Here is a 26,575-nt window from a genome sequence, read left to right as displayed (position 1 = left end):
GGTCCGAGCCTGCGCTGGCTTGGGCGCGGCGTCAACGGATCACCCGATCAGGTCAGCAACAACCCGGTCCAGATCATCGAAATGATCCAGCATCGCTTCGGGGTCCAACCGCGCCACCCCCGGGCCTTCCGGTCCAAAACCCACAAGGATGCACGGCACGCCAGCGGCGCGCGCGGTCTTACGGTCGGTTTCCGTATCGCCCACCAAAAGCGCGCGGGCCGGGTCGCCCCCCGCCCCCAGCGCAGCCGCGATGAAGGGTGCCGGGTCGGGTTTGCGTGTCGGCAATGTATCCGCCCCGATCAACGAGGTGAAACGGTCCAGAATGCCCAATCGCGTCAGCAAAAGCCGCGCCAGCCCCTCGGGCTTGTTGGTGCAGATGCCCACCGCGTAACCCGCCGTATGCAGCCGGGCCACCGCCTCCAACGCGCCCGGATACAAGCGGGTGTGCCGGTCGATATCATCCTCGTAGGCGATCAGCAGGTTGGGAAATTCGCGCTCCACGTCCGCCTCGCTGACCGTTCCGCCATTGACCCGCGAAAACCCCAGGCGCAGCATCGCGCGGCCACCGTGAAAGGCGGTCAGTTGGTCAGCGCCCGCATCCAGCACCTCGCCATGTCCCAACGCGGTGAAACAGGCGTTCGCAGCCGCGATCAAGTCGGCTGACGTATCCGCCAAGGTGCCGTCCAGATCGAAAATCACCGTGCGCCGCCCCGGCGCTGCGTTCTGTGTCATGTCGCTTTCTGCCTTTGGATTTCCCACGCAAAGCCTGTAACCTCGCGTAAGGTTAATTGAACAGCTTTCGCTTGCGAGCCGCGCCCCAAGGGGTAAAACGGGCGAAAAGAAATTGAAAGAGCAGATAGACATGGCGACCGCCCTGATTGTCCTTGCCGCTGGCAAGGGAACACGGATGAATTCCGACCTGCCCAAAGTGATGCACGAGATTGCAGGCGCTCCGCTGTTTGCCCATGCGTTGGCATCGGGGGCGGCTTTGTTGCCGGATCGCGCGGTGCTGGTTGTGGGTCACGGCGCCGAGATGGTCGAGGCTGCGGCTAAGGACATCGACCCCGAGATATCCATCGCCGTGCAGGAAGAACAGTTGGGCACCGGTCACGCGGTTCAACAGGCACGGGCCGAGTTGGACGGGTTCGACGGCGATGCCATTGTGCTTTACGGCGACACGCCCTTCATCCGCCCCGAGACTTTGGACGCGATGGCCGCCGCACGGGCGCAAGGCGCCGATGTGGTCGTGCTGGGGTTCGAGGCCGCAGACCCCGGCCGTTATGGTCGGCTGGTGGTTAAAGGGAATGCGCTGGACCGGATCGTGGAATACAAGGACGCATCGGATGAAGAACGCGCCATAACCCTTTGCAACAGCGGCGTTATCGCGGCAGACGCCACGCGCCTGTTCGACCTGCTGGACGCGGTTGGAAATGACAATGCATCGGGTGAATACTATCTGACCGACATCGTCGCGGTCGCCCGTTCCAAAGGCCTGACAGCGACGGTCGTCACCTGCGACGAAGCCGAGACCCTCGGCATCAATTCGCGCGCCGAACTGGCTGCAGCGGAGGAGGTGTTTCAGGCCCGCGCCCGCGACGCTGCTCTGGATGATGGCGTCACGCTGATTGCCCGCGACACGGTCTATTTCGCTCATGACACCGTCATTGGCCGCGACACGTTGATCGAACCCAACGTGGTCTTTGGTCCCGGCGTCACGGTGGAAAGCGGGGCGCGCATCCGGGCGTTTTCGCATCTGGAAGGCTGCCATGTTTCGCGCGGTTGTATCGTTGGCCCCTATGCCCGTCTGCGCCCCGGTGCCGAACTGGCCAATGACGCGCGGGTCGGGAATTTCGTGGAAATCAAGAACGCCCAGATCGAAGATGGCGCGAAGGTCAACCACCTGTCTTATGTGGGCGACGCGCGCGTGGGCGAACATGCCAATATCGGTGCGGGCACCATCACCTGCAACTACGACGGGGTGTCCAAGCACCATACGGACATCGGCGCGCGCAGTTTCATCGGCTCGAACACTTGCCTTGTCGCGCCTGTTTCCGTCGGGGACGAGGCCATGACCGCGACCGGCACGGTCGTCACCAAAGACGTGCCTGCAGGTGCCATGGCCGTGGGCCGCGCCAAGATGGAGGTCAAACCCGGCCTTGCCGTCAAACTGTTTTCAAAACTCAAGGCCGCCAAGGCCAAGCGCCAGGAAGGATCCTGATCATGTGTGGCATCGTAGGCGTTCTGGGCAATCACGAAGCCGCGCCCATTCTGGTCGAGGCGCTGAAGCGGCTGGAATATCGCGGATATGACAGCGCAGGGATTGCGACCATCAACGATGCGGGTCAGCTGGACCGCCGCCGCGCGGTCGGCAAACTGGTGAACCTGTCTGACCTGCTTGTGCACAACCCGCTGGCGGGCAAATCCGGCATAGGCCACACCCGCTGGGCCACCCATGGCGCTCCCACAACGGAAAACGCCCATCCGCATCAGGCGGGGCCGGTCGCGGTGGTGCATAACGGGATCATCGAGAACTTCCGCGAATTGCGCACGAAGCTCGCCGAAGAAGGTATTGAATTCTCAACGGAAACCGATACCGAAACGGTGGCCCTGCTGGCCCAGAGCCATGTTGCAAGCGGCAAATCCCCGCAAGACGCCGTCGCCGCCACGCTGGCCGAACTGGACGGCGCGTTTGCGCTGTGTTTCCTGTTTCATGGGGATGACGACCTGATGATCGCCGCCCGCAAGGGCAGCCCTCTGGCCATCGGGCACGGGGATGGCGAGATGTTCGTCGGCTCCGATGCCATCGCCCTGGCCCCGATGACCGACAAGATCACCTATCTTGAAGAAGGCGACTGGGCCGTGATCACCCGCGCGGGCGCCGAGATTTTCGACGCCGAAGGTCGTCGCGCCAACAGACCGATGAAGCGCGTGCAGCTGGACGCCGCCCGGATCGAGAAAGGCGGATACAAGCATTACATGGCAAAGGAAATCGCCCAGCAACCCACCGTGGTGGGCGAGGTGCTGAACGCCTATGTCAAAGGCGATCAGATCGCCATGGACCTGGGCGGCATCGACTTTGCCGGTGTGGACCGCCTGTCCATCGTGGCCTGTGGCACTGCCTATTATGCCGGGCTGGTGGCGAAATACTGGTTCGAACGTTATGCCCGACTGCCCGTCGACATCGACGTGGCGTCGGAATTTCGCTATCGCGAAGCGCCCTTTGCTCCCAGAACGCTTGGCGTTTTCGTCAGCCAGTCGGGCGAAACCGCCGACACGCTGGCGGCCCTGCGCTACTCGGCGGGCAAGGTCGACAAGATCGTCAGCCTGATCAACGTCCCCGAAAGCTCGATCGCGCGCGAAAGCGATGTGGCGGTGGAAATTCATGCCGGGCCGGAAGTGTCCGTTGCCTCGACCAAGGCCTTCACCTGCCAGTTGACCTGCTTTGCCATCATGGCACTGAAAGCCGCCCATGATCGCGGGCATCTGGACGACGGCGCACTTGCCGCGCATCTGGCCGATCTGCGCCAATTGCCGGGCCTGATGAGCCACGCGTTGACCATCGACACCGCCACGAAAGAGATCGCTTCCAAGCTGGCTGAGGCACGCGATGTGCTGTTTCTGGGCCGTGGGCAGATGTTCCCGCTGGCGCTGGAAGGCGCGCTTAAATTAAAAGAAATCAGCTATATACACGCCGAAGGTTATGCGTCAGGTGAATTGAAGCACGGCCCCATCGCGCTGGTCGACAAGGCCACGCCAACCGTGGTGATGGCCCCCCATGACGGGCTGTTCGACAAGACCGTGTCCAACATGCAAGAGGTCATGGCGCGCGGCGGGCGTGTCGTGCTGGTATCGGACGCGCGCGCGGCCAAGGAAGCTGGCGACGGTGTATGGCAGACACTGGCCCTGCCCGAAGCACCGGAACTGGTGCAACCGATCCTCTATGCCATCCCCGCGCAACTGCTGGCCTATCACACGGCAATTGCCAAAGGCACCGATGTGGACCAGCCGCGCAACCTGGCCAAGTCGGTCACGGTCGAATGACGTTGGACGAGGCACTCTCTGCCCTGCGCGGTTGCACCGAAGACGGCCGCGCCGAGGGCATGGCCGCCTATCACAAGCAAACGCGCGAGGTGTTGGGCATTCCGAACCCGGCGCTGAATGATCTGACGAAATCCTGGCGACAGAGCCTGTCGGTTGAGGAGCGCGTGACGCTGGCCGATCAACTCTGGCAGACCGACATTTTTGAAGCCCGCATCGCCGCCGCCAAGCTGCTGACCCAAGCCCGCCTGCGCCCGGATGACACCGCCTGGACACTGATCCAGAGCTGGGTGCCCGATTTCGACAGTTGGGCGATTGCCGATCATGCCTGCATGGCCGGACAGAAGCGGCTGCTCGCCGACCCGACCCGCATCGACACGGTCGAGGCCTGGACCCGGTCCGACCATATGTGGACCCGCCGCGCCACACTGGTCATCACCCTGCCCTGGACCAAACAGAACAACCCGAAGCCGGACGAACTTGCGGTGCGCGACCGCGTCCTTGGCTGGGCGGCGGGTTACGTCGAGGATCCCGAGTGGTTCATCCAGAAAGCCATCGCGTGGTGGCTGCGCGATCTGTCCAAACACGACCCCGACCGCACCCACGCTTTCCTTGAGGCACACGGCGAGAAGATGAAAGCCTTTGCCCGGAAAGAAGCGGGGAAATACCTGGCCTAACGGGTCGCCCGCAGCACGAAGGACAGAACAAGGCAGATCAACCCGACAATGCCCAGGAGCACCGACAAGGGCAGAAAGAAGCTTTCCTGAAGCACGCCACTGTCATCCAAGCCGCCATAGAACGTCCGCTCGGCCAACCCGGAGGCGACCGCAAAAACCAAGGCCACCAGACCGACTGTGCGCAAGAGTTTTTTCATCCTTCTTCCCTTTCCGAAGTGGCTGGCACAGGCATTCGAGCGGCAGATTGCTCGGTCCGATGGTCTTCCTCAGAGGACCTGTCGCTCATGTCCATTTGAACCATCTCGTCAGCTTTGATGGTCGGTCGCGCTTTGGCGCTTTCGGTTCTTCATCTGCCTTCGCGCCCCTCATTTCAGCCTTTAACTCTTTGATTGACGTGCGAATGGCATCGCTCAGATGTGAAACATGCATCCCACGTATGGGCGCGTCCTGTAACAGCAGCTCGGTCTTGTGCAGGGGCCACCCAATCAACGCGGCAAGGTCCGTGGCGTAACCACTGGGCATCATTTCGTGGTCACCTGTCTGCCGCTCTGTCCAGTCATCGGTGGTCTGAAGCGCGGGCGCCAGGCTGTCGCGGACCTTTTGAGCCAGATCGTGACTCATACCGGCCGCGTTCAGAAGTCGAAAGATCTCGACGTCCACGGCATCCACGGATTTCGTGTTGAAGCGTTTGTCCGGCAAAGCAATGCCGTCAAACAAACTCGCACCAACAATGTCTCTGAACGCGCGGACGCTGTCCGTTCCTTCATGCGCCAACACCTGCAACTTGTCACCAAACAGCGCGCGGTAGAATCGGACGAGAAACTGATAGTCAAAAAGACCGAGCCGCCCGGATATATACGTGTTGTAAGGAAGCTTGTTTCGTTGGTTGCACGTCATCTCGCGATAGAAACTGACGCGATAATCAGCGATGTTGCGCAGATACAGGACCCCAAGCGCGTCACCATAACCCATTGCCTTGAGGTCATTCACCACGCGCATCAAATGTCGAAGCGAAAAAGGTGAGCTCCAGACTTCGGATGACAGGATCAAGATATCGGCGTTTGAGGCTTCGATCTCATCAATCAGTCGCTGCGGTGTGGCGTCGTCTTTCAAAGATCGGAAATTCAAGAACATCTCGGAATGGCGATGACCGGTCTTTCGTTGAGCGCTCGTCACAGAGGTCGGATAGAGGATACCACGCTCAAGTAGTTGTGCGCGATGGTCAAACAGGTGGTTCTGGATCGAAGACGTTCCGGTCTTGTAGGTTCCGAGGTGAAATATTACCTTTTTCATATCCCCCCGACCGTTTCTGGCATGCTTTCGGTTGTCTTGCACCTTTGCCGACTCAAATGTGTTGGCTGATGATTCTTGGGTCCAAGGTCGTTCATTCCCGCAACGTCCTTCGCATGATCTTGCCGGTCGCCGTCATGGGCAGTTCGGCGACGAACTCCACATAGCGAGGGGCGACGTGAGGGCTGATCCGGTCGCGCACCAGTTGGATCAGCGCGTCGGCCAAACCTGCCTGTTCCGCCCCGTCACGCAACACGACGACGGCTTTCACCGCTTCGGTGCGCACCGGGTCGGGCACGCCGATGACCGCCGCCATGGCCACTTCGGGATGGGTTTGCAGGCAGTTTTCGACCTCGCTTGGCCCGATACGATAGCCGGCCGAGGTGATCACGTCGTCGTCCCGGCTGGCAAAGGTGAAATAGCCATCTGCGTCGCATATCGCCAGATCACCGGTACGCATCCAGTCGCCATCGAATTTTGCCGCGGTCTTGTCAGGCAGGTTCCAGTAGCGCAGGAACATCACCGGATCGCCCGCGCGCACGGCAATTTCGCCCATCCTGCCGGGAGGGCACGGTGTGCCATCCGCGTCGATCACGGCCACGTCATGACCGGGAACCGGCTGGCCCATACTGCCCGGTTTGACCGCCATCGCACCCGCCACCGAGGACAGAACCAAATTGCATTCAGTCTGGCCGTAAAATTCGTTCACAGGGGCACCCAGCACATCACGCGACCAGTCCAGAAGCCCGGCCCCAAGGCTTTCGCCGCCGGACCCGATTGATCGAATATCAATACCCGCCGGGGGCGCATCTGACTGGCGCATGAGTTTTAGCGCGGTGGGTGGCAGGAACAGGTTACGGATATTCTGATCTGCTATCAGCGCATAGGCGGCAGCGGCGTCGAACTTGCGCATCCGGTGGCTGACGATGGGCACGCCGAAATACAGAAATGGCAGGGCCAGATCCATCAGTCCGCCAATCCAAGCCCAGTCCGCTGGTGTCCACCCCTTGTCGCCTGTCTGGGGGAAATCCTCGTTATAGGTCTCGACACAGGGCAGATGACCCAACAGGAACCGATGTGCATGCAGCACCCCCTAGGGCGGCCCGGTGGTGCCCGAAGTATAGATCATCACCGCCGGATCCTCGGCCAGAGTGTTCTCTGGGGCTGGGGAGGGGTCGGCAACCGCGATGTCGGCCCAGAAATCACGCGCACCGGGTGACGGGGTCGTGGTGAAAACGTCGGCCAAGTCCGGCAGGTCGTTTCGAATCTCGTCCAGCTTCGGCAGGCTGTCAGCCTCTGTGACCACGATCCGCGCGCCACTGTCGGACAGACGATAGGCCAGCGCATCCGCGCCGAACAGGGTGAACAAGGGCAGCACCACCGCGCCCAGCTTGTAGGCCGCGAAATGAGAGATCAGAACCTCGGGCCCCTGCCCCAGCAGCACCGCAATCCGGTCGCCTTTCTGTACTCCGCGGGCACGCAGCACCGTTGCCAGACGGTCCGAGGCGTCTTTCAACGCACCGAAGCTCCAGTCATGCGCGGTGCCGTCAGGCGCCACATGGGTCAGGGCAACGCGGGTTGGATCCAGCGCGGCCCAACTGTCACAGCAGCGTTCGGCGATGTTGAATGCCTTGGGGATGTCCCAGACGAACCTGTCCCGCATCTCTTGCCAGTCGCCCCAATGCGCGATCAGCTTGCGGGCCCGTCCGTGGGCCAGCCAGTCCGCATCAGACGGGGGCGATGGGGTCACGAGCCAAAGACAACCAGTTCATGCAGGCCCGAGATGTCGAGGTCCAGCAACTGAAGCGTCGACAGCGATACGCGGCTGCCGCCACCCGTGGCGGGCCGCAAGGTGACTTTCACCGTCCGGCCCGTCGCTTTCGACTGCACGCGGCCCTGCATTTCAGACGAGACCAGGGGCGTTTCGACCCAAAACCCCGGCGATGTGGGGTCGCCCAGACTGGCCACGGTGACCCCCAATGATCCAGCGGCCACATTCGGTGCAGTGGTCGCGGCGGCCATCCGGTCTTCGTCCGTGGCGGTGTCCAGCTCGTCGACCGTGATCGCGTCGTCTGGCGGTGGCGGCAGGTCGGAATTATAGCTGGGCTGGCTTTGCAAATGCGGTGGGCGGGGCATGATGTTGTTCATATCCAGGCCGGAACACCCGGCCAGGGTCAGACAAATCGCAGGCATCAGAATGATATGTTTCATATCCGCAGCGTGGCGCAATTCTTGCGCCGTTTCAACGGCAGAATTTACCTTGCCGCGACTTGCGCGCCGGTTCGCCCGCGCTTAGGTTCAGGCCATGAACACCTCTCGTCTTGTCGATCCGTTCCAGCGGTCTGTCACCTATCTGCGTTTGTCCGTCACGGACCGGTGCGATTTCCGCTGCACCTATTGCATGTCCGAGAACATGACCTTTCTGCCGAAGAAAGACCTGTTGACGCTGGAGGAACTGGACCGCGTCTGTTCCGCCTTCATCGGCCTTGGCGTGCGCAAGCTGCGCATCACCGGGGGCGAACCACTGGTGCGCAAGGGAATCATGGGCTTTTTCGAAGGCATGGGTCGCCATCTGGACAGCGGCGCGCTGGACGAGTTGACGCTGACCACCAACGGGTCGCAACTGCATCGCTTTGCCGATGACCTTTACGCGGCAGGGGTGCGGCGGGTGAACATCTCGCTCGATACGCTGGACGCAGACAAGTTTGCGCGCATCACGCGTTGGGGTCGCCTGCCGCAGGTCATGCGCGGCATTGACGCGGCCTTGGCGGCGGGTCTGAAGGTCAAGATCAACGCCGTCGCGCTGAAAGGCTTCAATGACAGCGAGTTATTCGATCTTGTCGACTGGTGTGCGCAAAAAGGCCTGGATCTGACCTTCATCGAGGTCATGCCCATGGGCGATATGGGCGAGGAAGACCGGCTGGATCAATACTGGCCCCTGTCCGACCTGCGCGCACAAATGGCCGAACGTCTGACCTTGACCGAACTGGACGAGACGACGGGCGGTCCGGCGCGTTACCTGCGGGTCAAGGAAACCGGACAGAAAATCGGCCTAATCACGCCGCTGACCCATAACTTCTGCGAAAGCTGCAACCGTGTGCGGATGAGCTGCACCGGCCAGCTTTACACCTGCCTTGGCCATGACGGCATGTCAGACCTGCGCGCGCCCCTGCGCGCCTCGGAAAGCGATGCGGTGCTGATTGACGCCATCCATGCCGCCATCGGGCGCAAGCCCAAGGGCCATGATTTCGATTATTCCCGGCAAGGGGTGCAGGGGCAGACGATCCGGCACATGAACCACACGGGCGGCTGATCGCCACGCGCGTCAGGTCAGGGGCATTCGCTGCTCGACCACCTCGACCCACCACGAACAGCCCTGCGGGATGATCTCATCGTTGAAATTGTATTCGGGGTGGTGAACCATCGCCGTGTCGCCATTGCCGACAAGGATATAGGCGCCGGGTCGTTCTTCCAGCATATAGGCAAAATCCTCGCCGCCCATAATCAGGGGCGCGTCCTCGCAATTGCCCGCAACTGCCCGAGCGGCCTCTGCGGCGAACGCGGTTTCCCGGTCATGGTTCACCATCACCGGATAGTTTCGTTCGTATCGCACTGTGACCGTGCCACCAAACGCCGCCGCGATGCCGTTGCAGATCGCATGAACACGGTCTTCGGCCAGATCTCGAACATCGTTTGACAGCGTGCGCACCGTACCAAGAAGATGAGCTTCTTGCGGTATCACATTGAATGTACTCGAACTTGTCTGGAACGATGTGACAGAGACAACCACCTGATCGGTGGGATCGGCACTGCGCGAGGCGATGGTCTGCAACGCCTGCACCGCCTGCGACGCCATCACCACCGGGTCAATCGTTTCATGCGGCTTGGCGGCGTGGCCCCCGCGCCCTTCGAACCGGATATCCAACAGGTCTGTCGCCGCGAAAAACGGGCCGGAGCGGATCGCAAACGTGCCCGCATCATGGCCCGGCCAATTGTGCATGCCATAGACTTCCTGAATGCCGAACCGGTCCATCAACCCGTCCTCGCACATCACGCGCCCTCCCCCGCCGCCTTCTTCGGCGGGTTGGAAGATCACGATGCAGGTGCCATCGAAATTGCGCGTTTCGGCCAGGTATTGCGCCGCCCCCAGCAACATCGCGGTATGCCCATCATGGCCGCAGGCATGCATCTTGCCGGGAATGGTCGAGGCATAGTTCAGCCCCGTCGCCTCGTCGATCGGCAGCGCGTCCATGTCGGCGCGCAAGCCGACCACCCGCCCCGCGCTGTCACTGCGCCCCTTGATGACACCGACCACACCGGTGCGCCCGATGCCTTCCACCACCTCGTCGCAGCCAAAGGCGCGCAACTTCTCGGCGACGATCCCGGCGGTGCGGTGTGTGTCGAACATCAGTTCGGGATGTGCATGGAAATCGCGGCGCCACGAAGTGATGTCATTTTTCAACTCGTGAAATCGGTTCCTGATCGGCACGACGCGCCCTTTCTGCTGATGGTAACATTCGGGTTTGGCTGACGGCATCCGAATCCCTGCCGCCTGCCTGACAATGCGAGGGTTCCCAATCCGGTTCAACTGTCCAGCCCGTTCGGACAGGATAATTCGGGCATATCCGTGCGCGATGACGTGACTTTGTCATGCGGCGGCGGTATGGGTTTTCGCCAAGGGGGTGACAGAGATGACCAACAACACAGGGCTATCTTGGGGATGTGCGGCGGCAATCGTCATGGCAATGCTGCCGGTCGCCGCCTGCGCCGAACGCGGGGCCTCGGGTCATCTGGACATCCTGTATTGGCAAGCGCCAACCCTCCTGAACCCGTATCTGTCCAGTGGCCCGAAAGACATCGAACCCGCCTCGCTGGTCTTGGAACCCTTGGCGCGTTACGATGAAACAGGTGCCATGGTGCCCTGGCTGGCCGCAGAGATCCCGACCCGCGCCAATGGCGGCATTTCCGAGGATCTGACGACGATCACCTGGACGCTGCGCCCTGACCTTTACTGGTCAGATGGGACGAACTTAACCGCAGATGATGTTGTTTTCACGGCAAAATACTGCATGACAGAGGACGGTGGCTGCCAACAGGCGGGCAAGTTTTCCGACGTGATCGCGGTCGAGGCGCTGGACGCCCTGACCGTGCGCCTGACCTTCGCCGCACCGAAACCCTTTCCCTATGGCCCGCTGGTCGGAGTTGAAACACCGATCCTGCAAAAGGCGCAATTCCTGCCCTGTCTGGGGGCCGCCGCGCAAAGCTGCACAACCCAGAACACGGCCCCCATCGGCACCGGACCCTATCGGGTCACGGAATTTCGGGCCGGCGATGTCGCCACCTACGCCGCCAACCCTCATTATCGCGACCCTGACAAACCGGGCTTTGCAACTGTCACGATCAAGGGCGGCGGCGACGCGATCAGCGCGGCGCGGGCAGTGCTGGAGACGGGCGAGGCAGATTATGCCTGGAACCTTCAGGTGGACCCCGCCGTTCTTGACGCCATGGCAGATGGTGGCAGCGGCCAGATCATCCGGTCCTTTGGCACGCCGGTGGAGCGGCTGATGATCAACCGCACCGATCCGTCGCCCACGCTTGGCGCGCTGCGCTCGACCCGCGAAGGCGGTGCACACCCGTTTCTGACCGACCCCGCTGTTCTGAAGGCCATGTCACTTGCCATCGACCGCGCGGCGGTTGCCGCGTTGGGCTATGGTGCGGCGGGCAAGCCGACCTGTGATATTCTGCCCGCGCCCGCGATCTATGCCTCAAGCGCCAATGACGACTGCCTGACGCAAGACCTTGAACAGGCGCGCCAGCTTCTGGAAAGCGCCGGTTGGGTCGACGCCGATGGCGATGGTGTGCGCGAGAAGAACGGCATCCGCCTGTCAGTGCTGTTCCAGACCTCGATCAACCCGGTGCGCCAGGACACGCAGGCGCTGTTGAAATCCTGGTGGGCCGACATCGGCATCGAGACCGAGTTGCGCCAGATCGACCCGTCGGTCTTTTTTGGCGGCGACCCGGCCAGCCCGGATACGTTCCAGAAATTCTATGCCGACATCCAGATGTTCACCAATTTCTTCCCCGGCACCGACCCCGAGGCGTATCTGAACAACTGGACCTGCAAAGGCATCCCCGAACCCGCCAATTCATGGCTGGGGTTCAACATCCCGCGGTATTGCAACCCCGCCTATGACGCGCTGGCGGCGGAGCTGGCGAAAACCTCGGCCCTGGAAGACCGGGCGGCAATCGCGCGGCAAATGAACGATATGCTGATGCAGGCCGGCGCGCTGATCCCGCTGGTGCATCGCGGCGATGTTTCAGCGATCTCGAACACGCTTCTGGGGGTGAAAATGAACTCCTGGGACAGCGAGCTTTGGAATATCGCGGACTGGACCCGCGCCAGATAAGACCGCTAGACTGAACGCAACACCCGTCCCATGGACGCAGACATCGAAAGAGCGCAGGTCGTGCCATGTTTACCTATACGCTGCGACGACTTGCCTTTTCCGTTCCGCTGCTGATCGCGATCAGCCTTGTGATTTTCCTGCTGATCGACCTGGCCCCCAACGATCCCACCGCCAGCCTGCCCCTGACCATCCCGGACGAGGTTCGTGACCAGATCCGCACCGGGCTTGGCCTGGATGCGCCGACCCATGTGCGCTATCTGCTTTGGTGCAAACAGTTTTTTGTGAACGAACCCCTGAACCTTCTGGACGGCCTGATCGGTCGGGACGGCGATAGGATGCGGCTTTTGAGCTGGTCAACCCATGCCCCGGTGGCGGACCTGATCGTCCAGCGCCTTCCCCAGACCCTGTGGGTGGTCGGGCTTTCGCTGGTGATTGGCCTGTTGATCGCGTTGCCGGTGGGCATCTTGTCGGCCCGCAGGCCCTATGGCTGGGTGGATCAACTGGGCACTTTCGCGGCGATGATCGGCTTTTCGGTGCCCAGTTTCTTTCTGGGCGTGCTGCTGATCCTGCTTTTTTCCGTGCATCTTGGGTGGCTTCCGTCGATTTATGACACCACGCTTCGGGTTACGGACTGGCACAGCTTCACACTCCAACTGCGCCAGATGGTCATGCCTGTCACCGTGCTGGCCCTGTTCAACGCCGCCCAGTTCAGCCGTTATCTGCGCGCGTCGATGCTGGACACAATGCATCGCGATTTCATCCGCACCGCGCGCGCCAAGGGGATGAGCGAGCCGCGGGTGCTGCTGGGTCATGCGCTGCGCCACGCGATGGGGCCGGTCATCACCGTGCTGGCGCTGACCATTCCGCAGGTCTTTGCCGGCGCCATCGTGACCGAACAGGTGTTTCGCGTGAACGGATTGGGACAGCTTCTGATTTCGGCCATCCATGGCGGCGACGTGCCACTGGTGCAGACGCTGACCTTTCTGTTTGCGGTGCTGATCGTTGCCTTCAACATGTTGGCCGACATCGCGCATGGGCTGCTGGATCCCCGGCTCCGCTATGACTAGGGTCGCCGCACCCCTCCCCGGCAAAGCGCGCCGGTCGCGGGTCTGGCGACGCTTTGTCGCCCATCGTGGCGCGGTGGCGGGACTGGTTCTGCTGTCTGCGATTGTCGGTGGGGTGCTGATCGGGCCGTGGCTGTGGCCGCCGGACCCGGCGCAGATCGACATCGCGGCGCGCTCACAACCACCCAGCCTGACCCATCCGCTTGGCACGGACCAGCTGGGGCGCGACCTGCTGGCGGGGCTGATGGCCGGCGGTCGGGTGTCGCTGCTGGTCGGGCTGGTCGCCATGGGGCTGGCGGTCGGGCTTGGCACGCTGGTCGGGGTGCTGTCGGGCGTTCTGCGCCGCTGGGATGCACCGCTGATGCGTTTGACCGACCTGTTCCTGTCCCTGCCGCTTCTGCCCCTGCTACTGGTCGCCATCATGCTGTGGCGCGACAGCCTTCGGGCGCTACTCGGTCCCGAAACCGGCATTTTCCTGTTGATCGTGGGCGCGATCGGGCTGACCAGTTGGATGCAGACCGCCCGGATCGTCCGGGCCGAGGTTCTGGCCCTGCGCGAGCGCGAATTCATCCTTGCCGCCATCGCCCTTGGCACGCGCCCGTTTGCGATGATCCGCCGCCATGTCCTGCCCAATATTCTTGGCCCGATCCTGGTCTCGGCCACATTGGGCGTGGGCCATGCCATCCTGACCGAAAGCGCGCTGAGCTTTCTGGGGTTGGGCTTTCCCTCCGATGTGCCAAGCTGGGGGCGGATGCTGTATGATGGGACCAATTACATGACCGTGACGCCAACGCGGGCCATCTGGCCAGGGTTGGCGATCACCCTGACCGTGCTTGGCGTAAATTATCTGGGCGACGGTCTGCGCGACGCGCTTGATCCGCGTTGGATCCGTCCTGTCAGGCGTTAAAAAGAACGCCGATACGGTTCGTTCACCTGTGAAGCAACGCCCGTTTGACTGCCCCCGTCACATCGCCGCATATCGTTCGCTGCGCCCCGCGAAAGGCAGGAAAATTTCCTTAGAATAAACACCAAACGCCCTGACACACCCCTTGCCAGAGCCGAAATCACTTGCCAGATGGAACACATTCCCAAATGCGGAGACATGAAGATGTTTGAGACCCTTGGCTTCGAGACCCTGACCCCGCGCACCGCCTCGATCCTGTTCGGATTGGGGCTGGGCGCGGCCTTCGGCGTGCTGGCGGAAATCACGCGCTTCTGTCTGCGGCGTGGCCTGATCAGTGGCGGACAGGACAATCGCGCGGCGCTGGCGATATGGGTGACCGCCCTGGCTGTGGCCATTCTGGGCACCCAGGGCGTCGTGCAGGCGGGATGGATCGAGTTCTCGGCCCATCGGTTCCTCGCCGCTGACCTGCCCTATCTGTCCATCGTTATCGGCGGGCTGCTGTTTGGCATCGGCATGGTTCTGACCCGGGGCTGTCTGTCACGTTTGGCGGTGCTTGGAGCGTCGGGCAACCTGCGCGCACTGGTGGTGCTGTTCGTGGCCGCCCTTGCGGCATTGGCGACGCTGAAGGGGCTGCTTTCCCCGGCCCGCGTCGCGCTTGAGGGGGTGACGATCCCTGCCCCGACCCTGCCGCTCTGGACCGCGATCCTGCCGGTTCTGCTGGCGGGCTTCCTGATCCGTCAGGCGCGCCCAGGCGCCGGTGTGCTGCTGCTGGCGGCCCTTCTGGGCGTTTTGATCCCGCTGGGCTGGGTCGGCACCGGTCTGGTGCTGCAAGACGAGTTCGACCCGATCACCTTTGAAAGCCTGTCCTTCACCGCACCGCTGGCAGACACGCTGTTCTGGGCCGGCGCATCTTCGGCCATCGGGGCCAACTTCGGCACCGGGTTGATCGGTGGCGTGGTATTGGGTGCACTGGCATCGGCACTGATCGCGGGACGGTTCCAATGGCAGGGTTTCGACGGTCCGGGCCAAATGGGCCGTTACCTGACCGGCGGTGCGCTGATGGGCTTTGGCGGCGTCCTGGCTGGCGGTTGCACCGTTGGTGCCGGCATTTCGGGTGTGGCGACATTGTCGGTCGCCGCGGTGCTGGCATTGATCGCCATCTCGGCTGGCGCGTGGGCGGCAGGGCGCGTGGATGCGCGCCTTACGTCCCGATCGAATGGCGGATCCGCCGCACGCCCCACCACACAAGCGCAACCACAGGCAGCGTGAGCGCGGCAGTCAGCATCCCTTTCGATATGCCCAGCAGTTCGGTCAAGGGATAGGCCAGATAGCCCGCCAGTGACACCGCGTAATAGCTGATTGCGACGACCGACAGACCTTCGACGGTTTCCTGCAAGCGCAGTTGCATGTCGGCGCGGCGGTTCATCCCCTCCAGCAAGGCCTGGTTCTGTTCGGACCGTTGCACATCGACGCGGGTTCTGAGCAGATCGCCCGCCCGCATCGCCCGTTGGGCCATGCTGCCCAACAGTCGTTCGGCGCTTTTGATCGTGCGCATCGCGGGGTCATAGCGGCGCATCATGAACTCGCTCATCGTCTGGCGCCCCATGAACCGTTCCTCGCGCAGCGCCTGAATGCGCTGGTTCACCAGTGCCTCATAGGCTTTGGTCGCGCTGAGCCGGAATGACGTCGCGGCGGTCAGATCCTCAAGCTCGGACGAGATTTGCAGAAGTTCGTCCAAAGTCGCCTCGGGCGCTTCATCATCGCGTGACATGGCGCCCACCAGCTTGGTCAGTTCGCCATCCAGATGGCCCAGCCTGGCCTGCAGATGGCGCGCGGGGGGCAGGCCCAGCATCGACATGGACTTGTAGGTCTCGATCTCGCACAGGCGCTGCACGATCCGACCGATGCGGCGCGGCCCGGCAGCCTTGTCGACAAAGGCGGCAAAGCGGATATGCCCGGCCGTGTCTATGCGGAAATCACCGGCCACCATCGCGGCCCGGTCCAGCACCCAGGTCGCCGCCACGCTTTCGGCCACAAACCAGTTCCTGAGCACATCGTTCATCTCGGCTTCGGTCTCGGGCATGATGTCGACCCGAAGATGAATCGACGTCACACGCTTGCCCGGTGCCTGTTGCAACCAGTCTTCGGGAAACACATCGAAAGCCGCAGGATCAAAAGCCCGCGAGGCGACGCCGTCAGCAAAGACGGTATAGGTCACGAACTCGGTATGTTGTTCCCATTTCAGGTGATGGCGCCCGATCGTGCCGAAATAGTGGTTTGCATCCGGGCTGGGATGGGGCGCGCCGAACCGGTCGAGAAGGTCGATCAGATGCGCGCGATCTGCGTCACGATCCCGGCTGGCCGCATGGTCGGGGCGTTTGACGGCAAGATAAACGGCCGTGACAGGAGCAGACAACGCCGGGGACGGACGGGCATGAAGCTCGTTCGCCAGGTCATAACGCTGCGGATAATCTTCCAGTGAAAACATAGGGCCTTGCTCCTTCCGCGACACAGGTAGCAGAGCGGATACCCCTTGCAAACCCTTAATAACAAGGGGTTTTCAACTGTTTTAGTATGCCGCGGAATACAGGCGGGTCAGCCGCCCGACACAAGCGATGCGACCAGCTCGGTGAAATCGTCGCCGCGTTTCTCGAAATCCGGATACTGATCGAAACTGGCGGCGGCCGGGGCCAGAAGAACGGTATCCCCCGGCTGGGCGTCTTCGGCGGCACGCGCCACCGCCTGCGCCATCGTCTCGCAAACCTCGTGCGGCACGTCGCCCAACTGCAACGCAAACTCGCGGGCCGAATGGCCGATCAGATAGGCCTTGGTAACGCCCGCCAGATCCTCGTCGGTCAGGCTTTCGATGCCGCCATCCTTGCCCAGTCCCCCCGCGATCCAGCGGATATTGCGAAAGGCCGACAGGGCGGCGCGGGCGCTGTCCACATTGGTGGCTTTGCTGTCATTGACGAAGGCCACCCCGTCCTGTTCGCCCACCAGCTGCGACCGGTGTGGCAGGCCTTTGAAGGCATGAAACGCAGCCTCGATCTGCTTGGGGGCAAGACCCAACGTGCGGCAGGCCGCATAGGCCGCGCAGGCATTCTGGTGATTATGTGTGCCGGGCAAGCCCTTGATCTGGCGCAGGTCGATCGACCCCACCTGCCGCCCCTTGCGGTATTCCGACAAGAACCCCTTGCGGGCATAGACCTGCCAGCCCGGTCCCGTCAGCTTGCGGTCGACCGAAACGCGGATCACCCGATCATCCGCCGGCCCTTCGGACATTTGCCCCGCCAGATAGACGCCTTCGGCTTCGTCCACACCGATCACCGCGCGGTCCGGGCCACCTTCGGCAAAGAGGCGCCGCTTCGCCGCGAAATACCCCCCCATGCCGCCATGCCGGTCCAGGTGGTCGGGCGACAGGTTGGTGAACACCGCCACATCCGGCGTCAGTGCGCGGGCAAGCTCGGTCTGATAGCTGGACAGTTCCAGCACCACCACCTCGCCGTCATGGGCAGGGTCAATATCCAGCACCCCTCGCCCGATATTACCCGCCAGTTGCGCAGGACGCCCGGCATGTTCCAGCACATGATGGATCAGGGCCGAGGTGGTGGATTTCCCGTTCGACCCGGTGACCGCGATCACCTTGGGCATGGTGTCGAAACTGTCCCAGTCACCGTCGGCAAAGCTGCGGAAAAACAGGCCGATGTCGTTGTCGACGGGCACGCCCGCCTCCATCGCGGCGGCGATTACCCTGTTCGGTTCGGGATAGATATGAGGAATGCCGGGGCTGACGATCAGGGCGGCCACGTCTTGCCAGGCGTTCGCCTTGGTCAGGTCGTGCAGGATCAGGGCCTGCCCTTCGGCGTGCTCGCGGGCCTCACGGCTGTCGTCCCAGCAAAGCGCCTCGGCCCCGCCTTCTTCCAGCGCATGGGCTGTGGCAAGGCCGGACCGTCCCAGCCCCAGAACCGCAACCTTCTGACCTTCATAGCCTTTGACAGGGATCATCCACGCCTCCTGTTTCGTTTCATTATGGCTAGACCACGGCGCGTGGAAACGAAAGCCCCTGCCTGATGTTGCGAGGCAGGAAAGGGGCGCTGCCCCTTCGAGTGAAACCGTTGGTTTCACTCTACCCCGGGATATTTTTAGCCAGAAGAAAGAGTTGGATCAGCGGACTTTCAGCGTTGCCAATCCGATCAGGGCGAGGATCAGCGAGATGATCCAGAAGCGAATGACGATCTGCGGCTCCTGCCAGCCCTTGTGTTCGAAATGGTGGTGGATCGGCGCCATCAGGAAGACGCGGCGTCCGGTGCGTTTGTAGTAAAGCACCTGGATGATGACCGACAGCGCCTCGACGACGAACAACCCGCCAACGATGGCCAGCACGATCTCGTGCTTGGTGGCGACCGCGATGGCACCCAGCGCGCCGCCCAGCGCCAGTGACCCGGTATCGCCCATGAACACGGCAGCGGGTGGGGCGTTGTACCACAGAAAGCCCAAGCCCCCACCGATCAGGGCCGAGGTGAAGATGAACAGCTCGCCCGTACCGGGGACGTAATGGACATCGAGGTATTCGGTGAAGTCGACACGGCCCACCGCGTAAGCGATGACGCCCAGCGTGCCGGCGGCAATCATCACCGGCATGATGGCCAGCCCGTCCAGACCGTCGGTCAGGTTCACCGCGTTGGCCGCGCCCACGATCACGATCATCACGAAAGGGATGAAGAACAGGCCCATATTCAGAAGCGTGTCCTTGAAGAAGGGCAGCGCCAGTTTGAATTGCAACCCTTCGGGGTGGCAGATCGACGCGAGATAGCCCGCGATGGCAGCGATCAGAAGGCCAAGCGCCATGCGCAGCTTGCCGGATACCCCGGCTGTCGTGGCTTTGGACACTTTGGCATAGTCGTCGGCAAAACCGATCAGTCCGAAGCCATAGGTGACAAACAGCGTGATCCAGATATAGGGATTGTCGAGCCGCGCCCAAAGTAGCGTGGACACCAGAAGTGCTGACAGGATCAACAGCCCGCCCATCGTCGGCGTGCCCTGTTTTTCCTTGTGGCTTTCGGGGCCGTCATCGCGGATCGGCTGACCCTTGCCCTGTTTTCGCCGCAGGATGTTGATCAGCGGCTGACCGAACAGAAAGCCGAAGAGAAGCGCGGTGAAGAAGGCGCCGCCCGACCGGAAGGTGATATAGCGAAACAGGTTGAAAACATCGCCACCGTCCGAGAACTCGGTCAACCAATACAACATAAAGCGGGCCCTTTTCTGGAATTAACGAAGCGATTGACCCATTTTGCGGATCGCGTCAACAGTTTGGGACACCAAAGACCCTTTCGACCCCTTCACAAGCACCACGTCGCCTGCGTCGATCAGACGGTGCACCTGCGTTGACATCTCGGCGGCGGTTGCGACCCAAAGCCCCTGCTGATCGCCATCCAGCCGCGACCAGAGCGCCTGCATTCGCGGTCCGACGCAATGCACCTGGTCGATGGCACGCAAGAACGGCAGATCGGCCAGTGCGGCGTGCAGGGCGACCTCGTCCGGGCCAAGTTCCAGCATGTCGCCCAGGATCGCGATGCGGCGACCTTTCTGGATGCGGCCCACCCCGTCCGTGGGCTGCATCGCGCCCAGCACCTCCAGCGCGGCGGCCATCGAGGTCGGGTTGGCGTTGAAGGCATCGTCGATCAGGGTCATGGTCAGGCCTTCGGGGGCGTCCAGTGTGACGCTTTCGCGCGTGCCGCGTCCGGTGGGGGGCTGCCAAGTGTTCATCGCGCGGGCGGCAAGCGTCACGTCCGCGCCCAGCGCGTGTGCCGCGACCAGAGCCGCCAGCGCATTCATCGCGAAATGACGTCCGGGTGAGGCGATTTTGAACACCTGTTCCTGACCCGCGACCGTGGCCTTGCAGATTGTGGCATCCGGCGACAGCGCAACATGGGTCAGCCGGTGATCGTTGCCCACGCCTTCGCCGAATCTCTCAACATGATGGCCGTCGGCGGCGTGGGTCAGAACCGGCGTGGTCTCAAGGTCGCCGTTGACCACCGCAGTGCCACCCTCTTCCAGCCCCTCGAAAATCGCGCCTTTTTCACGCGCGATTCCGGCAAGATCCTCGAAGGCTTCCAGATGCGCGGCAGCGACGGTCGTGACCATTGCCACATGGGGCCGCGCCAAGCGCGCAAGGGGGCCGATTTCGCCGGGATGGTTCATGCCGATTTCGATCACGGCAAATTCGGTGTCTTCGGGCATCCGCGCCAGAGTCAGCGGCACGCCCCAATGGTTGTTATAGCTCGCCTCGGCGGCATGGATGCGGCACTGAGCGGACAAGACCGCGCGCAGCATCTCCTTGGTCGAGGTCTTGCCGACCGATCCCGTCACAGCAACCACGCGCGCATCCGTGCGGGCGCGACCGGCACGGCCCAGCGCCGCGAGCGCGGTCAGGACGTCATCGACGACCAGAAGCGGTGCGTCGGGGGTGACGCCTTCGGGAATGTGGCTGACCATCGCAGCGCCCGCGCCTTTTTCCAGGGCCTGCGCGACGAAGTCATGCCCATCGCGCACGTCTTTCAGGGCAACGAACAGATCGCCCGGCTGGATGGTGCGCGTATCAATCGACACGCCATCGACCGACCAGTCGCCCTGCGCCTTGCCACCCGTGGCCTTCGCGGCGTCGTCGGCCGTCCACAAGCTCATGCGAGGCGTCCATCCAGCGCGGCCACCGCGATCGAGGCCTGTTCGGCATCGTCAAACGGCAACACCTGATCGCCAACAGTCTGACCTGCCTCGTGCCCCTTGCCCGCGATCAGAAGGGCATCGCCGGGGCCGAGCGCATCAACGCCGCGCAGGATCGCCTCGGCGCGGTCGCCGACATTCGCCGCTTCGGGGCAGCCCGCCATCACCATGGCACGGATCGCGGCAGGGTCTTCGGAGCGTGGGTTGTCATCGGTGACAAAGACGACATCGGCGTTTTCCGCCGCCGCCTGTCCCATTAGCGCACGTTTCGAGGTATCGCGATCACCACCGGCCCCGAACACCACCACAAGACGGCCCAGAACATGAGGGCGCATGGCACGCAGCGCGGTTTTCAGGGCATCGGGCGTGTGGGCATAATCAACGAACACCGCCGCACCATTGTTTCGGGTGGCGGCCAGTTGCATCCGCCCGCGCACGGTTTCCAGATCTCTGAACGTGTCGAACACGTGCTGAGGCTCTGCCCCGCACCCGATGGCCAGTCCTGCAGCAACCAGCACGTTTTCCGCCTGAAACCCGCCAATCAGGTTCAGGCGCGCGGTGTGCGCCGCACCGTTCCATGTGAACATCAGCTCTTGCCCGGTGGCATCAAAACGACGGGCCTTGATGCGCAGTTCGTTCTCGTCGCTCTGCCCTACACGGATCAGCGTCTGACCGCGCGCCTCGGCGATGGTGGCGATCTGGGCCCCTTTGGGATCGTCCATGTTGACCACGGCGGTGCCACCTTCCGGCAGCACACGGGCAAAGAGCCCGGCCTTGGCGGCGAAGTATTCGTCAAAACTCGCGTGGTAATCCAGATGGTCCTGCGTGAAGTTGGTGAACGCGGCCGCCGACAGACGCACGCCGTCCAGACGGCGTTGGGCAAGCCCGTGGCTTGATGCTTCCATCGCCGCGTGGGTGACACCGGCGCCCGCCATCTCGGCCAGCAGTTTGTGCAGGGTGATCGGCTCGGGTGTGGTGTGGGCCAGCGGGGCGGAGAATGCGCCTTCGACCCCGGTGGTGCCCAGATTGGCGGCCTTGATCCCCAGAAGGGTCCAGATCTGGCGGGTGAAATTGGCGACCGAGGTCTTGCCGTTGGTGCCGGTCGCGGCGACCATGTGTTCGGGCTGCGCACCAAACCAAAGGGCCGCGGCATAGGCCAGCGCCATGCGCGGGTCTTCGGTGACGACAAGCGCAGCATCCGAGGCGTCCAGTTCGGCCTTCGCGATCCTGGCCCCTTCCGGGTCGGTCAGGATCGCCCCCGCCTTCATGCGCAGCGCGTATTGAATGAACTCGCCGCCATGCACCTTGGTTCCCGGCAGGGCCGCGAACAGATGTCCAGGTTTCACATTGCGGCTGTCCACCGACAGGCCGGTAATGCGCGCCTCTTTGCCACCTCGGGCGCTCAGCCCCAGTTCCGCCAGGGATTTGGTGTTTGTCTCAGCGCCCATATATGCAACCCATCCAGATCAGTTCGAAGCGAGTGTTACCCCAGTTGCCGCTAGGGATTCAACGATGGGTTCCGGTTCCGGCTTCATTCCAAGAAGGGGCGCGACCCGGCGCACGATTTCGGCCGCCACCGGAACAGCGGTCCAGCCAGCGGTGCGTCGCGGCTTCGGGCCGGATGTTTCGACCGGTTCGTCCAGCGTCACCACCAGAACATATTTCGGCTTGTCGGCGGGAAACAGGCTGGCGAAGGTGTTGATCACCTTGTCGTCGTAGTAGCCGCCTTGCGGGCGCGGTTTGTCGGCGGTCCCGGTCTTTCCCGCCACCTTGTAACCTTTCACCTCTCCGAACGAGGCGGTGCCTTCGGTCACGACCTTGCGCAGCATATCGCGCGCTGCCGCGGCAGACTCCGCCGACATGATCCGCGGACCGCGTGCGATGCGGTCCTGTTTCAGCACGGTCGGCTTCACCGCGAACCCGCCATTGGCAATCGCGGCATAACCCGCCGCCAAATGCATCGGCGTCGAGGACAACCCGTGCCCATAGGAAATCGTGACCGAGCTGAGCTTGCCCCAGTTCTTCGGCAGAAGCGGTTGCGAGCCGCGCGCCTCGACAATCTCGAACGGGGTGCGATCAAACATGCCAAGCGCGCGCAGGAAGGTCTGCTGACGTTCCGGTCCGATCTCAAGCGCCATCCGCCCGGTGCCCCGGTTCGAGGATTTGACGATGATATCCGACACGCTCAGCTTGCCATAGTTCTTGTTCTTGAACTCGCCAATCCGGTAGCCTGCGATCTTCATCGGGATGCCGGTGTCGATGATCGTGTTGGCATTGACCAGCCCCAGATCCATCGCCTGAATCGCTGTGAAAATCTTGAAGGTCGATCCAAGCTCGTAAACCCCCTGCACCGCGCGGTTGAACAACGGGCTGTCGGACTGATCGCCCTTGGTCAGAACGCGCGGGCGCTTGTTGGGGTCGAAATCGGGCAAGGACACGACCGACACCACCTCGCCGGTATGCACATCCATCAGGATCGCGGCGGCACCCTTGGCGTTCATCAGCTTCATTCCGCCGTAAAGCACCCGCTCCACGGCGCTTTGGACGGTCAGGTCAATCGACAGTGCCAGCGGTTTATCGCCATTGGCCGGGTCACGCAGATAATCGTCAAACTGCTTTTCAACGCCCGCCACGCCGATCACTTCGGCGGCGCTGACACCTTCGCGTCCGAAACTGGCCCCGCCCAACACATGCGCCGCCAGCTTGCCATTGGGGTAAAGCCGCATCTCACGCGGGCCGAACAACAGGCCCGGCTCGCCAATGTCAAACACGGCCTGCTTTTGCTCGGGGCTGAGTTTTTTCTTGATCCACAGGAACTTGCGCGTGCCGGTGAAATCCTTGATCAACCGCTCGCGCTTGAGGTCGGGAAAGATTTTCACCAACTCGTCCGCCGCGCGCAGCGGATCCACCATCAGGGGCGGCTGGGCATAAAGCGCATGGGTGACAAGGTTGGTCGCCAGGATGCGCCCCTGCCGGTCAACGATATCGGCCCGTGCGGTGGCAATCGCCGATCCAGGCGCCTGGGCGCGTGGTTCCTGCGGCTCGGTCGAGGATAGCATCGCCATCCGCCCGCCCACCACCAGGAAGGCACACAGAAACAGCCCGGCCATCACCAACAGCCGCCCTTCCGAGCGCAGGCGTGACCGGTCGCGAATTTCTTCATGCCGATGACGCAGGTTCTCGCGTTCGATCGCATCGGGGTTTTCGCCCTTGGCACGAGCATCCAGAATACGGGCCAGCGGGCGCAGGGGGACGCGGGTCATTGGTCAATCTCCCCAAAAACATCGAAGGTTTCGGTGATTTCCGGCAAATCTTCGTCTGGAAAGACCACCTGCTCCACCCGGCCGAACTGCTCGGGCGCCAGCGGCAGAAGACCCAGACGATCATAATTCAGCTCGGCCAGATCGCGCAGCCGGTCCGGGCGGTTCAAATAGGCCCATTCGGCGCGCAGCACGGCAAGTTGCTCCTGCATCTGCCCGATTTCGCGCTGCAACGACTCGACCCGATCCAGCGACGCCTGCGTCTTGTAGTTTTCCGAGTAAGCCCAATAGGCCAGCGCCATGACGACCAGGGCGGAAGTGATGTAAAGCAAGCTACGCATTATGATTTATCCTTGAAAACAAGGGAAGGAAGGCCAAGTTTGCGCCGGTCCGAGGGGCCGGCGGGGGCATCGGTGCGGGTGGCGACACGCAGGCGCGACGACCGGGCACGGGGGTTTTCAGCAAGCTCGTCGGCGTCGGGCGCAATGGCCTTGCGCGGTGTCAGCTTGAAGCGCGGCGTTTCCGCGGCCTCTTGCGGGGCATAGCGCGACCCGCCGCCCCCTTCGGATGCGCGCGCCTGCAAGAACCGCTTCACCACGCGGTCTTCCATCGAATGGAAGGTGACAACCGCCAGCCTGCCACCGGGTTTCAGCGCCCGCTCTGCTGCCTCAAGCCCGTCAATCAGCTGTCCGAACTCATCATTCACCGCGATGCGGATGGCCTGAAACGAACGGGTCGCCGGGTGGCTTTGACCGGGTTTCGAGCGGGGCAGACATTTTTCCACCACTGATGCCAGTTGCAGCGTGGTTTCAAACGGTGTCTCCGCCCGGGCTTTCACAATGGCACGTGCAATCCGGCGCGAGGCGCGTTCTTCGCCGTAGTGATAGAGGATGTCGGCCAGCGTTTCCTCATCCGCCTGATTGACGATGTCAGCCGCCGTGGGGCCGGATTGGCTCATCCGCATGTCCAGCGGCCCGTCGCGCATGAAGGAAAAGCCGCGATCCGCCAGATCCAACTGCATCGAACTGACCCCAAGGTCCAGAACCACGCCGTCCAGCGGGCGGCCTGCCAGTTCGTCCAAATCGGAAAACGTGCCCTCACACAGGGTCAGCCTGTCGCCAAAATCCGCCGCCCATTCGGCGGCCATGTCGAACACCATCGGATCGCGGTCGATCCCGCAGACCCAGTCGGCCCCGGCCTCCAGCAATCCACGGGTATACCCCCCCGCCCCGAACGTGCCATCTGCCCAGTCGCCAGAAACAGGCGCGACCGCTTGCAAAAGCGGCCGTAGCAAAACTGGGATATGAGGACGTTTTTCGGTGGCAGCCGGGTCGGTCATGTCATCCATCCCCTCCGGATTTCGACGCGCCACCCAAAAGCGTGAGCGGGTCGAAATCTTCGGGCTGGCTGTCCAGCCATGCCTCGGCCTTGGCCATTTCGACGTTTTCGTAGGTCTCGGGCTTCCAGATCTGAAACGTGTCGCCGGTTGCGATGAAGAACGCCTCGTTCTCAAGCCCGATTTTCTGGCGCAGCTTGGCAGGCAGAACCAGTCGGCCGGTTTCATCCACCGTTGTCGGCAGCGATTGACCGTTGAACATACGCTCCAACGCGCGACGTTCGACCGAACCGCGCGGCAAATCGGCGATTTGCTGATCAACCTCGTCAATCGCTTCGATCGTGTAACATTCAAGGAAGTTGCGACGCTTGTCGCCATAGACAATGACGAGATTGGGGTTCAAACCCTCGGTCCAGTCGGGGTCGCCCGCCTCAAGCACACGGCGAAACAGGGCCGGGATCGAGACCCTGCCCTTTGCATCCACCTTGTGGTGGCTTTCACCTCTGAACCTGCGTGCCACTTGCGCGGCTCCTTCACTGTCCCACTTCACTGCCCTGCCCCAGATTTGGGGGGCTGGAATAGAAACGGCGGATTGAGCTGCTGCCACTGCCCAATCCGCCGCCTGTCCCGTTTCCGGGTGTCCAGCTGCGCGCGCCACCTGGGGGGATGTCTGCTCGCGTTCGCGCCGGATCTCTTTCGTTGCGATGAAGCGGGTGCCTGTATGAAACCTGACTTGGGAGTGTCATGAGGTCTTGTTGCCTCTTATGTCCCGTCCTCATCTTGTATTTAGGGATAGCTTGGGAATTTATGGGACGCAATAGTTTTTTACGGGACAAACTGGGCATATCTTGTTCTGCAGGGGTGTGAAAAACAAGA

General features: G+C 62.4%; 23 protein-coding genes and 1 pseudogene. 8 read left to right on the top strand and 16 right to left on the bottom strand.

The genetic code is table 11. The annotated features are described in order from the left end of the window. Positions 1-39: 39 nt before the first annotated feature. The gene (locus tag MUY21_RS12205) at positions 40-732 is read right to left on the bottom strand and encodes an HAD-IA family hydrolase (protein WP_248410630.1); all 693 of its coding nucleotides are present in this window, start codon (positions 730-732) and stop codon (positions 40-42) included. A gap of 130 nt (positions 733-862) precedes the next feature. On the opposite strand from MUY21_RS12205, the gene glmU reads away from it, so the two are divergent. The 3 genes from glmU to MUY21_RS12190 are packed head-to-tail and all read left to right on the top strand — an operon-like array spanning position 863 to position 4,715. Continuing rightward, positions 863-2,218, top strand: coding sequence for a bifunctional UDP-N-acetylglucosamine diphosphorylase/glucosamine-1-phosphate N-acetyltransferase GlmU (gene glmU / locus MUY21_RS12200; protein ID WP_248410629.1), 1,356 nt, complete (start codon positions 863-865; stop codon positions 2,216-2,218). 2 nt (positions 2,219-2,220) lie between these two features. Then, on the top strand, positions 2,221-4,041 hold the full coding sequence (gene glmS, locus MUY21_RS12195; RefSeq protein WP_248410628.1) for a glutamine--fructose-6-phosphate transaminase (isomerizing): 1,821 nt from the start codon (positions 2,221-2,223) through the stop codon (positions 4,039-4,041). Then, on the top strand, positions 4,038-4,715 hold the full coding sequence (locus MUY21_RS12190; RefSeq protein WP_248410627.1) for a DNA alkylation repair protein: 678 nt from the start codon (positions 4,038-4,040) through the stop codon (positions 4,713-4,715). The genes glmS and MUY21_RS12190 overlap by 4 nt, the downstream gene beginning before the upstream one ends. Here MUY21_RS12190 and MUY21_RS12185 read toward each other — a convergent pair. The 5 genes and pseudogenes from MUY21_RS12185 to MUY21_RS12170 all read right to left on the bottom strand — a co-directional run bounded on the left by MUY21_RS12185 (position 4,712) and on the right by MUY21_RS12170 (position 8,216). Beyond that, on the bottom strand, positions 4,712-4,912 hold the full coding sequence (locus MUY21_RS12185) for a hypothetical protein (RefSeq protein WP_248410626.1): 201 nt from the start codon (positions 4,910-4,912) through the stop codon (positions 4,712-4,714). The genes MUY21_RS12190 and MUY21_RS12185 overlap by 4 nt on opposite strands. Before the next feature lie 85 nt (positions 4,913-4,997). Continuing rightward, complete coding sequence (locus MUY21_RS12180) at positions 4,998-6,008, bottom strand: hypothetical protein (RefSeq protein ID WP_248410625.1); 1,011 nt, start codon at positions 6,006-6,008, stop codon at positions 4,998-5,000. Between the two features lie 91 nt (positions 6,009-6,099). Then, positions 6,100-6,465, bottom strand: coding sequence for a hypothetical protein (locus MUY21_RS16165; protein ID WP_348984597.1), 366 nt, complete (start codon positions 6,463-6,465; stop codon positions 6,100-6,102). Positions 6,466-6,519: 54 nt separating this feature from the next. Continuing rightward, positions 6,520-7,668 (bottom strand): annotated as a pseudogene (locus MUY21_RS12175) (AMP-binding protein); the annotation flags it as partial. Between the two features lie 83 nt (positions 7,669-7,751). Beyond that, positions 7,752-8,216: a D-galactarate dehydratase gene (locus tag MUY21_RS12170; protein ID WP_248410624.1), complete on the bottom strand. Its 465-nt coding sequence runs from the start codon at positions 8,214-8,216 to the stop codon at positions 7,752-7,754. Positions 8,217-8,310: 94 nt separating this feature from the next. Between MUY21_RS12170 and moaA the strand changes: the two genes are divergently transcribed. Then, positions 8,311-9,318, top strand: a complete 1,008-nt coding sequence (gene moaA / locus MUY21_RS12165; protein WP_248410623.1) for a GTP 3',8-cyclase MoaA — start codon at positions 8,311-8,313, stop codon at positions 9,316-9,318. Positions 9,319-9,330: 12 nt separating this feature from the next. Here the strand turns inward: moaA and MUY21_RS12160 are convergent, their stop codons facing one another. Beyond that, positions 9,331-10,494, bottom strand: coding sequence for a M20 aminoacylase family protein (locus MUY21_RS12160; protein WP_248410745.1), 1,164 nt, complete (start codon positions 10,492-10,494; stop codon positions 9,331-9,333). Positions 10,495-10,744: 250 nt separating this feature from the next. On the opposite strand from MUY21_RS12160, the gene MUY21_RS12155 reads away from it, so the two are divergent. From MUY21_RS12155 to MUY21_RS12140, 4 genes are all read left to right on the top strand, one after another. Beyond that, positions 10,745-12,412, top strand: coding sequence for a peptide ABC transporter substrate-binding protein (locus tag MUY21_RS12155; RefSeq protein ID WP_248410744.1), 1,668 nt, complete (start codon positions 10,745-10,747; stop codon positions 12,410-12,412). Positions 12,413-12,477: 65 nt separating this feature from the next. Beyond that, positions 12,478-13,479 carry an ABC transporter permease gene (locus tag MUY21_RS12150; protein ID WP_248410622.1) on the top strand — a complete coding sequence of 334 codons (1,002 nt, stop codon included), beginning with the start codon at positions 12,478-12,480 and terminating at the stop codon, positions 13,477-13,479. Further along, the gene (locus tag MUY21_RS12145; protein ID WP_248410621.1) at positions 13,472-14,383 is read left to right on the top strand and encodes an ABC transporter permease; all 912 of its coding nucleotides are present in this window, start codon (positions 13,472-13,474) and stop codon (positions 14,381-14,383) included. Before MUY21_RS12150 ends, MUY21_RS12145 begins: the two co-directional genes overlap by 8 nt. Before the next feature lie 201 nt (positions 14,384-14,584). Next, entirely contained in the window at positions 14,585-15,649 is a 1,065-nt protein-coding gene (locus tag MUY21_RS12140; protein ID WP_248410620.1) for a YeeE/YedE family protein, read from the top strand. Here the strand turns inward: MUY21_RS12140 and MUY21_RS12135 are convergent. From MUY21_RS12135 to mraZ, 9 genes are all read right to left on the bottom strand, one after another. Beyond that, positions 15,582-16,868, bottom strand: coding sequence for a DUF3422 domain-containing protein (locus MUY21_RS12135; protein ID WP_248410619.1), 1,287 nt, complete (start codon positions 16,866-16,868; stop codon positions 15,582-15,584). The two genes, MUY21_RS12140 and MUY21_RS12135, sit on opposite strands and share 68 nt — an antisense overlap. A 107-nt stretch (positions 16,869-16,975) precedes the next feature. Next, complete coding sequence (gene murD / locus MUY21_RS12130) at positions 16,976-18,385, bottom strand: UDP-N-acetylmuramoyl-L-alanine--D-glutamate ligase (RefSeq protein WP_248410618.1); 1,410 nt, start codon at positions 18,383-18,385, stop codon at positions 16,976-16,978. A 159-nt stretch (positions 18,386-18,544) separates the two neighbouring features. Continuing rightward, a complete protein-coding gene (mraY, locus tag MUY21_RS12125) occupies positions 18,545-19,627 on the bottom strand; it encodes a phospho-N-acetylmuramoyl-pentapeptide-transferase (RefSeq protein ID WP_248410617.1) in 1,083 nt (360 codons plus the stop codon). 21 nt (positions 19,628-19,648) lie between these two features. Next, the gene (gene murF, locus MUY21_RS12120; RefSeq protein WP_248410616.1) at positions 19,649-21,064 is read right to left on the bottom strand and encodes a UDP-N-acetylmuramoyl-tripeptide--D-alanyl-D-alanine ligase; all 1,416 of its coding nucleotides are present in this window, start codon (positions 21,062-21,064) and stop codon (positions 19,649-19,651) included. Continuing rightward, positions 21,061-22,551 carry a UDP-N-acetylmuramoyl-L-alanyl-D-glutamate--2,6-diaminopimelate ligase gene (locus MUY21_RS12115; protein ID WP_248410615.1) on the bottom strand — a complete coding sequence of 497 codons (1,491 nt, stop codon included), beginning with the start codon at positions 22,549-22,551 and terminating at the stop codon, positions 21,061-21,063. The genes murF and MUY21_RS12115 overlap by 4 nt, the downstream gene beginning before the upstream one ends. 18 nt (positions 22,552-22,569) lie before the next feature. After that, complete coding sequence (locus MUY21_RS12110; RefSeq protein ID WP_248410614.1) at positions 22,570-24,366, bottom strand: penicillin-binding protein 2; 1,797 nt, start codon at positions 24,364-24,366, stop codon at positions 22,570-22,572. After that, complete coding sequence (locus MUY21_RS12105) at positions 24,363-24,704, bottom strand: cell division protein FtsL (protein ID WP_248410613.1); 342 nt, start codon at positions 24,702-24,704, stop codon at positions 24,363-24,365. The genes MUY21_RS12110 and MUY21_RS12105 overlap by 4 nt, the downstream gene beginning before the upstream one ends. Then, positions 24,704-25,702, bottom strand: coding sequence for a 16S rRNA (cytosine(1402)-N(4))-methyltransferase RsmH (gene rsmH, locus MUY21_RS12100; RefSeq protein WP_248410612.1), 999 nt, complete (start codon positions 25,700-25,702; stop codon positions 24,704-24,706). The genes MUY21_RS12105 and rsmH overlap by 1 nt, the downstream gene beginning before the upstream one ends. Position 25,703: 1 nt before the next feature. Next, positions 25,704-26,219, bottom strand: a complete 516-nt coding sequence (gene mraZ, locus MUY21_RS12095; protein ID WP_248410611.1) for a division/cell wall cluster transcriptional repressor MraZ — start codon at positions 26,217-26,219, stop codon at positions 25,704-25,706. Between the last annotated feature and the right edge of the window lie 356 nt (positions 26,220-26,575).

The sequence above is a fragment of the Aliiroseovarius sp. S2029 genome (genome assembly GCF_023195575.1).
Taxonomy (GTDB): Bacteria; Pseudomonadota; Alphaproteobacteria; order Rhodobacterales; family Rhodobacteraceae; genus Aliiroseovarius; species Aliiroseovarius zhejiangensis.
This window is presented reverse-complemented; position numbering and strand designations above follow the sequence as displayed.